Below are 12,470 nucleotides of genomic sequence, written 5' to 3'. Positions count from 1 at the left end.
CGTGAGCGTAGTGACGGATTGGAGAATCGTATTCTACGTGTGAAGTATTAATTGTAATACCACGTGCTTTTTCTTCTGGTGCAGAGTCGATTGCAGCGTAATCTTTCGCTTCACCACCGAATTTTTTCGCACATACAGTTGCAATTGCAGCTGTTAAAGTAGTTTTACCGTGGTCGACGTGACCAATTGTACCCACGTTAACGTGTGGCTTATTACGTTCGAACTTAGCCTTAGCCATGAGATCTTCCTTTTTAAACTACTCATGCAGGGATACTGCATGAGCATTTGGTTTTTAACTATGAATTAGTTTGGGCTTATAGTAATCGAAAGATTACTCGTCGTCACCTTTTTTACCGCCAGATTGGAACTTAGCGATGATGCCTTCGGCCACGTTACGTGGTGTTTCAGCGTATTTAGCGAATTCCATAGAATAAGTCGCACGACCTTGAGACATAGAACGCATATGTGTTGCGTAACCAAACATCTCAGAAAGTGGAACTTCTGCACGGATAGCTTTAGTACCACCAGGTAAATCGTCCATACCTTGAACAAGACCACGACGACGGTTTAAGTCACCCATGATATCGCCCATGTAGTCTTCTGGAGTTTCTACTTCAACTTTCATGATAGGCTCAAGAAGAACAGGATCTGCTTTCATGAAACCGTCACGGAATGCGTAAGAACCAGCCATTTTGAACGATAATTCGTCAGAGTCGACGTCATGGTAAGAACCATCGAACAATGTCGCTTTGATGCCAACAACTGGATAACCAGCTAGGACACCATTCTTCATACGTTCTTGGATACCTTTGTCAACCGCACCGAAGAATTCTTTAGGTACTACACCACCAACAACTTCTTCAGCGAACTCGTAGTCTTTACCAGCATCTTCAGCAAGTGGTTCTAAACGTACGTATACGTGACCAAACTTACCTTTACCACCAGTTTGACGTACGAACTTACCTTCTTGTTCAACTGACTTTTTAATAGTTTCACGATACGCAACCATTGGTTTACCAATGTTCGCTTCAACGTTGAATTCACGCTTCATACGGTCAACAATAATGTCAAGGTGAAGCTCACCCATACCAGCAATAATTGTTTGACCAGATTCTTCGTCAGTACGTACGCGGAATGAAGGGTCTTCTTTCGCCAAACGACCTAAAGCAACTGACATTTTTTCTTGGTCTGCTTTAGTTTTAGGCTCAACCGCAAGCGCAATTACTGGCTCTGGGAATTCCATACGCTCTAGTGTAATTACATTATTTTCATCACATAATGTATCACCAGTAGTAGTATCTTTAAGACCTACACATGCTGCGATATCACCCGCACGAATTTCTTCAATATCGTGACGGTCATTTGCGTGCATCTGTACGATACGGCCAACACGTTCGCGCTTCATTTTAACTGGGTTATAGCAAGGGCTACCTGCTTTAAGCACACCAGAGTAAACACGTACGAATGTTAAGTTACCTACAAATTTGTCGTTCATGATTTTGAACGCAAGCGCAGAGAACGGAGCATCATCAGACGCTTCACGAGAACCTTCAGTTTCGTCTTTGTCGTCAAGGATACCTTTAATCGCCTCGACATCAGTCGGCGCAGGTAAGAATTCAATTACAGCATCCAACATACGTTGAACACCTTTGTTTTTGAACGCTGAACCACAAAGCATTGGTTGAATTTCATTCAACAATGTACGTGCACGTAAACCTGAAACGATTTCTTCTTTAGTTAACTCACCTTCTTCAAGGTACTTGTCCATGAGTTCTTCTGATGCTTCCGCAGCAGCTTCAACCATGTTAGTACGCCATTCGTTAGCAGTATCAACTAATTCAGCAGGGATTTCGCCATATTCAAACTTCATACCTTGAGACGCTTCGTCCCAGATAATCGCTTTCATTTCGATTAGGTCAACAACACCCTGGAAGTTTTCTTCTGCACCGATTGGAACAACGATTGGCACTGGATTACCACCAAGACGTGTTTTAACTTGTTCAACAGCACGGAAGAAGTTCGCACCAGTACGGTCCATTTTGTTCACGAATGCAATACGTGGAACTTTATATTTATTTGCTTGACGCCATACAGTTTCAGACTGAGGTTGTACACCACCTACAGCACAGTAAACCATGCATGCACCATCAAGAACACGCATAGAACGTTCAACTTCAATAGTGAAGTCTACGTGTCCTGGGGTATCAATTACGTTAATACGGTGCTGTTCGAATTGGTTACCCATCCCTTTCCAGAAGCATGTTACTGCCGCTGAGGTAATAGTAATACCACGTTCTTGCTCTTGTTCCATCCAGTCTGTAGTTGCAGAACCTTCGTGAGTTTCACCAAGTTTGTGACTCTCACCTGTGTAGAACAAAATACGTTCTGAAGTGGTAGTTTTACCAGCATCAATGTGCGCAGAGATACCAATGTTACGATAACGAGAAATTGGGGTTTGACGAGCCATGATTTCTAGCATTCCTAAATTTTGTTGTTTAAAACAGGACGCTTTAAGCTGCATAGCAACTTAAAGCGATTCGATGACAAAACAGTGACAACTGATTTGTCACCCTCCTGAATAGGGGCTGTTTTATCCGCTTAGAAACGGTAATGAGAGAAGGCTTTGTTGGCTTCAGCCATACGATGCACATCTTCACGTTTTTTGATCGCTGCGCCTTTACCTTCAGCTGCATCAAGCAACTCACCAGCAAGACGTAAAGCCATAGTTTTTTCAGAACGCTTAGCAGCAGCATCTACTAACCAACGCATAGCCAAGGCAGTACGACGGGATGGGCGTACTTCCATAGGCACTTGGTATGTAGCACCACCAACACGGCGTGCTTTTACTTCGACCATAGGACGAACTTTTTCAAGAGTAGTCTCAAAAAATTCAACTGGGTCTACTTTAGATTTTTCTTGAACGCGGTCTAAAGCACCGTAAACGATACTTTCAGCAATAGATTTTTTACCATCTTGCATTACGTGGTTCATGAATTTAGCGATTGTTTGGCTGCTGAACTTAGGATCCGGAAGGATTTCACGGGCAGCAACTACGCGACGTCTTGGCATTTTAATACACCTAATAAATATGACACTTCAGGTTACTCCAGCAGGTGCACAAAGTGTCATGTGCTTTCGCTGGCCTTACTATACGTCGCTTGGAATTTTCACAAAAAATGCAGAAATCAGACAAGCGAGACGATAAAGGATTGCAGTTCTAACGAACTAAGAAGTTAATCTTTTCAGATTATTTCTTAGGACGTTTAGCACCGTATTTAGAACGAGACTGGTTACGATCTTTAACACCAGCACAGTCTAAAGAACCACGAACGGTATGGTAACGTACACCTGGTAAATCTTTAACACGACCACCACGGATAAGAACAACACTGTGCTCTTGTAAGTTATGGCCTTCACCACCGATGTAGCTAGAAACTTCAAAACCTGAAGTTAAGCGAACACGGCAAACTTTACGCATTGCTGAGTTAGGTTTTTTAGGTGTAGTTGTGTAAACACGTGTACAAACACCACGACGTTGTGGACAAGCCTTCAACGCAGGAACTTTAGATTTTTCAACTAAAGTTGTACGACCCTTACGGATCAACTGATTTGTTGTTGCCATTTGGCAATTCTCCCGTTAATAAAAAGCCCCAAAAAATACTACTTTTTGAGGGCATGCAATTGTAAGCGAAGACTTAAAATTGGTCAACAATATACGATCATCGAAAACATTTATTCATCATGATTTGCGCAATTTTTCACCCACAAATAAATAGTTTATTTTTCAGAAGAATCTGCTGATTTTTTTGTAACTTTATCTACGGCTGCTGTTTTGGCTTTACGCGGCTTAGTTTTGGGTGCAGCTTTTTCCACGGAGACATCCTCCTGCTGTACAGATTCCAACACATCAAACTCATCTTTTTCAGCTAAAGCAGGTTTTTGCGCAGCCCCGGGTGCATGAGGCTCAACAACTTTCTCCGCAAGTGCCTCCAAACCTTCTGAGACTTTTTGTTCCTGCTCTACTTCCACTTCGGCTGCATCAGAGTTTTTAACTTGTGCTTTTTTGATGACTTTTACTGCGCGGATACTCTCATGACCTGTAACATCTATGGTCTGATCTAGTACAGGCTCAGCCAAATCAATATCTTTCGCCTTAATACCTTCTAGTAATTTAGGTGTTGCTTGAGCAAGCAACTCAAGAGAACGCTCATAGGCATGTAAAGGTGACAAGCTAATATCCTGATGCTGCAAAATATATTGGCGCGCATTAGAAAAGACTTGCTGTGCCTTCTGATTCACTTCATCCACTAAACGGCGACTATACACCACACTTACACCAACACTCGCCACAGGAGATAATCGTGATAGCTGATTTAACAATGAAACTTTTGGCATTTGATTGAGCCATGCCCACTTAAACTGACCATTTTCATCTAGTACATATTTTTTCAATGCTGCTGCATCAGTATCTGAACCCACCAATTGCTGCAATTGATGTAAATCACTATTTTGTAGCGTACTACTCAGAGCTTTTATTGCCATAAGCAAAGTTTGTTTTTCTGCAATTAAACTCAAGTCGACCTGTTTAAAAATAAACTGAACAATATCTTGGTCACTTTCTTTACTTAAATCGAAACCATAAGAACGTCCAACTTGATAAATCACTCGCAGAGTCATAATCAGTGAAGCAGGGATATCAATACTTGAACCAATGACACCTGTCGCACCTGTTAAAGCCCCTTGAATCGAAGCAAGCCATTTATTTTGCTCACCCAGAGCCTGACTAATACGACGCGAACGATCGACATCTTGTGTCAACTCTTCTAAATCACGTACCCCAGCTTCATCCAGTACAGCATCTACAGATGAAATATCCGAACTAAAATTATTCAGTCGATCAAATAAATAATCAGAAATTTTGTCACTAAATTGAGGAGCAACAAAATTAGCCACATTATTTACGGTATTAAAATGTCGACCCAATAATTGTCTAGAAACATTTGGAACGTGTTCACGCAAGATTTGCTGAGGATTATCATATTTTTTTACATCAAATACGCCCGCTTGCCTTGACTGACCCTCCAAGGTTTGACCATTTTTTTGAGGTTGAATGACCTTAGTTACGGATTCGGGTGCGACATGATTAATGATGGACACCCCAGTAGAACTGAGCTTTTTAGCCACTCCAAAGGCGTTTGAGAGTAGACCTGCCGTTGGTTTATTATTCGTTTTCACCATTCACTACCTCATTAAAACCATTCTTTAAATTATTGATAAATACTAGGTGTAGTCAAACTTTATCACAACTTGAATATGTATCTTTAAGTTAAGTTTTTTGCTGCATCGTTGCAAATTAGCTCAGTCAAAAATAGGCATAGGATTTGCCATAAGAATTCAAAAAGCTTTCTGCTATCATTATTCCAATCAAATTATATGAGTTCGCCTATTTAGAAAGTTTCCTTCGTATACTTTCAATAGCTTGCTCACACACTACCTATAAAGGATCTGTAGATGAAACGTGTTGTAATCACTGGTATGGGCATCAACTCATGCATTGGTAATACATTAGAAGATGTCACTCATTCTTTGCAAAACGGGATTTCTGGAACACGTTTCAACCCAAGTTATGCTGAACTTAATTTTAAAAGTCATGTCAGTGCGGCTGCAGAACAAAACTTTGACGGTATTGACCGCCGTTTAAAACGCTTTATGGGCGTATGCGCAATGTATGCATACAACTCAGCTTTGGCTGCGGTAGAAAATGCAGGCTTAACAGCAGAACAAATTGGCGGTAATCCACGTTACGGTATTGCGGGTGGGTCAGGTGGTGGTTCAACTGCATCTGTTGTGGAAATGAAAGAACTTCTAGACACCAAAGGTGCACGTAAAGTTGGTCCATTCTTTGTACCACGTAACATGACCAACACCATTACCGCAAACGTGGGTGTGGCATTTAAAATGCAAGGTATTGCACATACGATTACTAGCGCTTGTGCAACATCTGCAGATGCCATTGGTTATGCATACAACCTGATTCAATTAGGCAAACAAGACTTAATGCTTGCCGGTGGTGGTGAAGAAGACCATTGGTCACAAAGTCTTTTATTTGATGCAATGGGCGCACTTTGTTCAAAATATAACGACACTCCAGAGACTGCTTCACGCCCTTACTCTGCTGACCGTGACGGTTTCGTGATCGCTGGCGGCGGTGGCTTCGTTGTACTAGAGTCACTTGAACATGCTCAAGCACGTGGTGCAAACATTTTGGCTGAAGTTGTCGGCTATGCAGCAAATTCTGACGGCGCTGACATGGTTGCACCATCGGGCGAAGGTGCGACGCGTTGTATCCTTATGGCTTTAGAAGAAGCTAAACAACATGGTGTAGATACCATCGACTATGTTAATACACATGGTACATCTACTCCGGCAGGCGATGTCACTGAACTTAAAGCGATGGAGCGTGCTTTCGGTGAAGGGCAAGTTCCTCCGCTCAGCTCAACCAAGTCGATGACCGGTCACAGTCTGGGTGCTGCAGGTGTACAAGAAGCGATTTACTCTATTTTAATGATGCAAAATGACTTTATAGCACCGAACATCAACGTGACTGAACTTGACGAAGGCGCAAAACCTTTTGATATCGTACTTGAAAAACGTGATGCAAAATTGAATACTGTGATGAGTAACAGTTTTGGTTTTGGCGGTGTAAACGCTTGCCTCGTTTTCAAAAAATGGGAAGCTTAATATAAAGTTTGCTGCTTTGGCGCTTCGGTGCCAAAGCACACACCCACCGCCCTTTTAAGGGTCAATATATGGATGCTCCATCAGATGCTTTCCTCTGGGTCAAAGCATTACATATCATCGCAGTTGTTTGCTGGTTCGCAGCGCTATTCTATCTCCCTCGCCTTTATGTCTACCACGCTATGAGTGATGATGCTACGAGTCATCAGCGCTTTCAAATCATGGAACGCAAGCTATACCGTGGCATTATGTGGCCTGCAATGATTGCTACACTGATCACGGCGCACTTCCTCGTCGATTGGGGTGATGCAACACAACACTACCATGAAGCGCTTTGGTTCTATTTAAAAGTTGGATTGGTTGGACTATTGGTAATTTATCATTTTGTATGTGGTTATTACCGTAAAAAGCTTATCGAAAATGCACATTATAAGTCGCATAAATTCTGGCGTTATTTTAATGAAATGCCCACTTTGATTTTATTTGCGGTTGTTATTTTAGTTGTAGTGAAGCCAAACTTCTAAACGACTATAAAAAAGCCCCTACTCATTGGGGCTTTTTATTTATCTTATTTCATATTCAAAAATTACAACTGCACACAGCTATCTAAAATATTCCAATTGTGTGCTCTAAATTGCTCACGCGGCTACGGCTCTTCAGCACACAACACCCCCTCATTTTTAAAGAAACGTCGCCCGTGGCTATTTTGATTCAACTGCGTTAAATCAGTCGCACCCTGATTCAACAAATTAAAAATCATAATACGATCATTCAAAATGTGCCCTGCAAGCACATAGCGCTCCCAAGCCCCCTCTATATTGGACAAAGTATTGCCCAAATAGTTTTTGATATGCCAAGATGAATACTGTTCCTGCTCTTGACCAGCCTGCACCCTAAACGAATCATAAGAAAGCTCAGATAGCTGAGCCGCCTTTTCATATTGCTTAAACAATTGATTCGCAGTTTGATTTGGCAAATAAAACCAATAGATCAACGAGGTACTCCAGCCCGATGATTGCTGCACCTGCTTCAACACCGCATATACGCCATAGGCTTCGAATTGTGCTGCTGAGCGCAAACTCAACTGACTGGCACTTAAAGGCTACAAATAAACTACTTGTCCAGTCTTTAACTGCTCATTACGTTAATTCGAACATAACGTGCCAGCCAGCTTTGAATCAACATCCTTTCAACCAATGAGATCGGGCGCTCAAGCATCTGCTGCAATCTTTGATATTCAGCCATATATTCATCCAGCTTATCCTCTTTATTTAACGCAATATTGATCTGATAAAGGATCGCCAACTGATTTAAATACTTAAGTCTGGATATGTGGAATTGCTCGGCATACTTAAACTGCGGTATTGGTCTGCATGCTGCAACCATGTGTTAAAGCGCTGCAACGGCACATTTCTTGCTGTATCAACGCACCAAGTACTAGACGATGCTCAACAACAAATGCACTAACCGCCGTAGGATCATCGACCAGCAATTGCTGAAACTCAGCAACTAAATTCGTCTGTTCTTCTGACCACTTTTCACGCGTTAGCCTCACATTCAATGGCTGGCCCAATGCATTCTGATGCTCTTACCCCAACAAACTAAATGCCCAATCTTGATGATAACGATAGCGCCCAACATTCAATACTGAAAACCGATCTGCAGCATTCAGCCCAAGCAAGTTAAAATACGGCTCTTGTGTGTAATTTGAATGATAAAAAATATCAGACTGCTGCCACTTGAGCACCCAAGGATCAATACGCTCATCCCACCTCAACCAAAGACAAAAACACACAACAACTGCAAGCAACAGCAAGAAAATAAAGATGATTTTTTTTCATTGATTTCTTATTTTGAATTATTTCAGCCGCATTATATTCAACTCCACCATTCACGCATACAAAAAAAAGCCATCACAAGATGGCTTTTTTTACTGTAAACACAAATATTTATGCAGGAATACGCAGCACTTGCCCTGGGAAAATGTCATCAGCATTTTTTAACAAAGGACGGTTTGCTTCAAAAATTTTATTGTATTGATTTGCATCACCATAAAATTCTTTAGAGATTTTAGACAGGTTATCTCCCGACTTAACAGTATAGAACTTACTTTCAGGCTCAGGACTCGTCACTGTTAACTGATCATCTACTTGTGCCACATGATCAATATTCCCTACTGCTAAGATAATCTTTTCACGATCTGCTTGGCTTTGTACCTGACCTTTCACTGTTGCTAGATCTGAAGTACCGTTATAACTCACAGACAAACCAGTTACAGGCAAGCCCAGTGCTTTGATATGACCCAATAACTTATTGGCAATTTCTTGTGCAGATGGTTCAGAAGGTGTTGCTGGCGCTGCTTGAGGTTCCGCAGGCGCTGTATTTTTTTTACCAATACCTTTTACAAAATCAAAAAGACCCATATTTTTCTCCGTTGTTTTTACTGTTTTAAATCATTTAACTATTGTTCAAACTCTATTCTTATAGCTAAAAAATAACCGCTTTTGAGTTGTTGTTGGTGACAGAAACGTAAGCTAATGTAAAAACAAAATATTCGGCATAAAAAAAGCCACCGAATGGTGGCTTTTTAAATCAGCATCGCTGAAATCTAAAATTAACCTAGTTTCTTAGAAACGTAGTCAATTGCAGATTGTACAGTAGTGATTTCGTTTGAATCTTCATCAGGAATAGTGATGTCGAAATCGTTTTCGAAAGACATAACTAATTCAACTAGGTCTAGAGAGTCTGCACCTAAGTCATCCATGAAAGAAGCTTCGTTTTTGATCTCGTCTGCTTTAAGACCAAGTTGTTCAGCTACTGCTTGTTTTACGCGTTGTTCGATATCGCTCACAGGAATTCTCCTCATTGCTTGTGGCGTTTTTAATGCCGTTAGTTTAATTGAATCTAAATCGTTTTGAAAGTTTATACTTGAGCGCTTAGCTCATGTATAAACCACCATTTACATGTAATACAGTTCCGGTAATGTAACTTGCCTTTTCAGAAGCAAGAAAACTTACGGCATTTGCGATATCTTGCGGCTCACCTAAACGGTTTAAAGCCACTTGATCACTCATCTTTTTACGAATTTCTTCGCTTAACTGTTCTGTCATTTCTGTTGCAATAAAGCCCGGAGCCACTGCATTTACAGTGATTTGGCGGCTTCCCATCTCTTTTGCAAGGCTGCGACCAAAGGCCTCAATCCCTGCTTTTGCAGCAGAATAGTTTGCTTGTCCTGGGTTAGCAAAATGTGCAACCACAGAACTAATATTAATAATTCGGCCAAAACGTGCTTTGGTCATACCCTTTAAAACACGTTTAGAAAGTCGATAAACGGCTTTCAAATGAATGTTGAGAATGTCATCCCAATCATCTTCTGACATACGAAGTAACAAATTATCTTTGGTAATACCAGCATTGTTCACTAAAACCAATACTGAACCAAAGTTTTGCTCAATGTCTGATACCAATGCATCAATTGCAGTTGCATCACGTACATCTAGAACTTTACCCGCACCATTTTCAGCATAAGCAGCAGATAATTTTTCTGCACCCGCTTCTGATGTTGCCGTACCTACAACAAAATAACCGTCTTGAATCAATTGCTGAGCAATTGCTGCTCCAATCCCTCGGCTCGCACCTGTTACTAAAGCAACTTTGCGTTCTTGTGTCATGCAATTTTCCCTTCTGCCACTAAAATGGCATTCAGTGCATCTTCCATACGACCTTTCGTGTCGAGTGGGAATGCTTTTTCAATATTTGGCAAACGTTTTGCGAGATTCGCAAGGACATTACCCGGACCACATTCAGCAATGTACTGAATACCTTGGTCTTGCAAATACTGCATGGTCTTTGTCCACTGTACAGATTGGTATAACTGTGCAGTTAACGCCTGACGTAATTGCGCTACATCAGTCGCGATTTCAGCGCCTACATTTTGTATTACAGGTATAGTAGGCAGCTCAATGGCAGTTTGTTCCAATGCTGTCGCAAACTGTTCAGCAGCAGGTTTCATCAATGCACAATGCGATGGCACAGAAACCGGAAGTGCGATTGCCTTACCGCCATTTTCTTTAGCAGCAGCCATAACCGCTTCAACCATTGCTTTATCGCCCGCAATGACAACTTGACCTTGTGCATTGTAGTTTGCAGCATCTACTGAACCTGGGCCTTCTGCTTGAGCACAAAGTTCAATGACTTTGGCATCATCTAGACCCAAAATTGCCGCCATTGCACCTTGACCTTCAGGTACAGCACTTTGCATTAACTGACCACGTAGGTTCACCAGTTTAACGGCATCACCTAGGCTCATCGCACCTGCAGCAACCAAGGCGCTGTATTCACCTAATGAGTGACCTGCAAGGTATTTCGGTGCAACACCACCTAACTCTAACCACACACGCCATAAAGCAATACTGGCAGTCAGGAGTACAGGTTGAGTAAATTCTGTTTGGTTTAACCCTTCACCACTTTGAGCAATTTGCCAAAGATCAAAGCCAGCCGCTTCTGATGCTTCTGCAAATGTTGCTTGCACACTACTAAACTGTTCTGCAAGTTCAGCGAGCATGCCGACTTTCTGTGACCCTTGACCCGGGAACACGAATGCAGTTTTAGTAGCTTGAGCTGCTTGCTCGAGTTGTTTAGCAGACATAAAAAAATCCTTTATCAAGACTGGTGAATTTATGCTATTTGGACACTTATTCAACACAATCCCATGTAAGCTTGTTTCAGGGACGGAAATTTAACACTTAATTTTTGTCTTGGTAATTGCCAAATGCAACAAAAAATCGGTACAAAAAAAGGGAGCTTAACGCTCCCATTTTTTCTACTAAGCTTGACGCTTAATACATCACCAATTATTCAGCAGATGCTTTAGCGAATAATTGACGACCACGGTAGATACCATCTTTAGATACGTGGTGACGACGGTGAGTCTCGCCAGTAGCTTGGTCTACAGTTAATGCATTCTCGGTTAAAGCGTCATGTGAACGGCGCATGTCACGGCGAGAGCGACTTTTACGGTTTTGCTGAACGGCCATGATGGCTCCTTACAAAGATCGAAAAAATGGATCAGAACAAATTCGATTGTCTTATACTCAAGAGTATAACACAAAAATTAGTTAAGTTTACCCTTCAAACCTGCCAAAACATCAAATGGGTTGTCCCGTTTTTCTTCAACAAGCTCTTCAGCGGCAGGTTGATGCTTATGTTCACAAGCGTCATGCTTAGGTGACAAAGGCATCAACAATAACAATTCATCCTCTATCAGTGAGAGTAAATCAGCAGTCGCAGGCGCATCATATGAACCTTTGGTTGTTGCTTCACTTTCACCTAAAACGATGAAATCAGCATCCTCATCCAAGCGCTCTATCAGTGACTCGTCATCTACAAGAGCTAGATGAAAACTTGAAACAAGTGGGATCTCAACAGTATCCAGACAACGCTGGCATTCCATTGGAACATTTGTTTCAACATGACCATCTAGCCATACAATGCGATGATAAGCATCCATTGATAGCTTACAGTCTATGTTAATCAATTGATCATCAATTGATCCAACAGCTTCACGAGCAATACGAACAAAGCGAGATAATGGCAGTGTTCCTGACCATTTAAAGCCCTGTTCAGCCCATTTAAACGGCTCAATCTGTGCCGGAAAGGTATTTGCTGACATAATTAAGGCGGCAATTCTACAAATTCATCAGTACTCTGTCAAAGATTAAGATACAATTTTG

At 41.6% G+C, this 12,470-nt stretch carries 16 protein-coding genes; 2 read left to right on the top strand and 14 right to left on the bottom strand.

The annotated features are described in order from the left end of the window. The 5 genes from FTV50_RS15865 to FTV50_RS15845 form a co-directional block, all read right to left on the bottom strand. The coding region (locus FTV50_RS15865; RefSeq protein ID WP_257223942.1) for a GTP-binding protein at positions 1-238 on the bottom strand (238 nt) is incomplete at its 3' end. A gap of 93 nt (positions 239-331) precedes the next feature. Then, positions 332-2,467 carry an elongation factor G gene (fusA, locus tag FTV50_RS15860; RefSeq protein WP_111885035.1) on the bottom strand — a complete coding sequence of 712 codons (2,136 nt, stop codon included), beginning with the start codon at positions 2,465-2,467 and terminating at the stop codon, positions 332-334. A 131-nt stretch (positions 2,468-2,598) separates the two neighbouring features. Continuing rightward, positions 2,599-3,069, bottom strand: a complete 471-nt coding sequence (gene rpsG / locus FTV50_RS15855) for a 30S ribosomal protein S7 (protein ID WP_005011815.1) — start codon at positions 3,067-3,069, stop codon at positions 2,599-2,601. A 178-nt stretch (positions 3,070-3,247) separates the two neighbouring features. Further along, entirely contained in the window at positions 3,248-3,622 is a 375-nt protein-coding gene (gene rpsL, locus FTV50_RS15850) for a 30S ribosomal protein S12 (RefSeq protein ID WP_000246374.1), read from the bottom strand. Between the two features lie 155 nt (positions 3,623-3,777). Next, entirely contained in the window at positions 3,778-5,238 is a 1,461-nt protein-coding gene (locus FTV50_RS15845; RefSeq protein WP_180025032.1) for an EcsC family protein, read from the bottom strand. A 273-nt stretch (positions 5,239-5,511) separates the two neighbouring features. On the opposite strand from FTV50_RS15845, the gene FTV50_RS15840 reads away from it, so the two are divergent. Then, on the top strand, positions 5,512-6,741 hold the full coding sequence (locus FTV50_RS15840; protein WP_111885033.1) for a beta-ketoacyl synthase N-terminal-like domain-containing protein: 1,230 nt from the start codon (positions 5,512-5,514) through the stop codon (positions 6,739-6,741). Between the two features lie 68 nt (positions 6,742-6,809). Further along, entirely contained in the window at positions 6,810-7,262 is a 453-nt protein-coding gene (gene hemJ, locus FTV50_RS15835) for a protoporphyrinogen oxidase HemJ (RefSeq protein ID WP_180025031.1), read from the top strand. Between the two features lie 122 nt (positions 7,263-7,384). Here the strand turns inward: hemJ and FTV50_RS15830 are convergent, their stop codons facing one another. The 9 genes from FTV50_RS15830 to FTV50_RS15790 all read right to left on the bottom strand — a co-directional run bounded on the left by FTV50_RS15830 (position 7,385) and on the right by FTV50_RS15790 (position 12,409). Then, a complete protein-coding gene (locus FTV50_RS15830) occupies positions 7,385-7,822 on the bottom strand; it encodes a hypothetical protein (protein ID WP_180025030.1) in 438 nt (145 codons plus the stop codon). Between the two features lie 267 nt (positions 7,823-8,089). Then, positions 8,090-8,299 (bottom strand): hypothetical protein, encoded by a 210-nt coding sequence (locus FTV50_RS15825; protein WP_180025029.1) that lies wholly within the window; start codon positions 8,297-8,299, stop codon positions 8,090-8,092. Positions 8,300-8,326: 27 nt separating this feature from the next. Then, entirely contained in the window at positions 8,327-8,533 is a 207-nt protein-coding gene (locus tag FTV50_RS15820; protein WP_180025028.1) for a hypothetical protein, read from the bottom strand. A gap of 154 nt (positions 8,534-8,687) precedes the next feature. After that, complete coding sequence (lysM, locus tag FTV50_RS15815; protein WP_078190053.1) at positions 8,688-9,161, bottom strand: peptidoglycan-binding protein LysM; 474 nt, start codon at positions 9,159-9,161, stop codon at positions 8,688-8,690. A gap of 191 nt (positions 9,162-9,352) precedes the next feature. Further along, complete coding sequence (gene acpP, locus FTV50_RS15810) at positions 9,353-9,589, bottom strand: acyl carrier protein (protein ID WP_078190054.1); 237 nt, start codon at positions 9,587-9,589, stop codon at positions 9,353-9,355. Positions 9,590-9,674: 85 nt separating this feature from the next. Next, the gene (fabG, locus tag FTV50_RS15805) at positions 9,675-10,409 is read right to left on the bottom strand and encodes a 3-oxoacyl-ACP reductase FabG (protein ID WP_180025027.1); all 735 of its coding nucleotides are present in this window, start codon (positions 10,407-10,409) and stop codon (positions 9,675-9,677) included. Then, positions 10,406-11,386 (bottom strand): ACP S-malonyltransferase, encoded by a 981-nt coding sequence (gene fabD, locus FTV50_RS15800; RefSeq protein WP_180025026.1) that lies wholly within the window; start codon positions 11,384-11,386, stop codon positions 10,406-10,408. The genes fabG and fabD overlap by 4 nt, the downstream gene beginning before the upstream one ends. Before the next feature lie 205 nt (positions 11,387-11,591). Then, positions 11,592-11,774 (bottom strand): 50S ribosomal protein L32, encoded by a 183-nt coding sequence (rpmF, locus tag FTV50_RS15795; protein ID WP_004279227.1) that lies wholly within the window; start codon positions 11,772-11,774, stop codon positions 11,592-11,594. 77 nt (positions 11,775-11,851) lie between these two features. Further along, the gene (locus tag FTV50_RS15790) at positions 11,852-12,409 is read right to left on the bottom strand and encodes a DUF177 domain-containing protein (RefSeq protein ID WP_078194223.1); all 558 of its coding nucleotides are present in this window, start codon (positions 12,407-12,409) and stop codon (positions 11,852-11,854) included. Positions 12,410-12,470: the final 61 nt, after the last annotated feature.

Source organism: Acinetobacter sp. YH1901134 (genome assembly GCF_013416965.1).
Lineage (GTDB): Bacteria > Pseudomonadota > Gammaproteobacteria > Pseudomonadales > Moraxellaceae > Acinetobacter > Acinetobacter amyesii.
The sequence above is the reverse complement of the archived record's forward strand: the minus strand, read 5'-3'. Positions and strand labels throughout refer to the sequence as shown.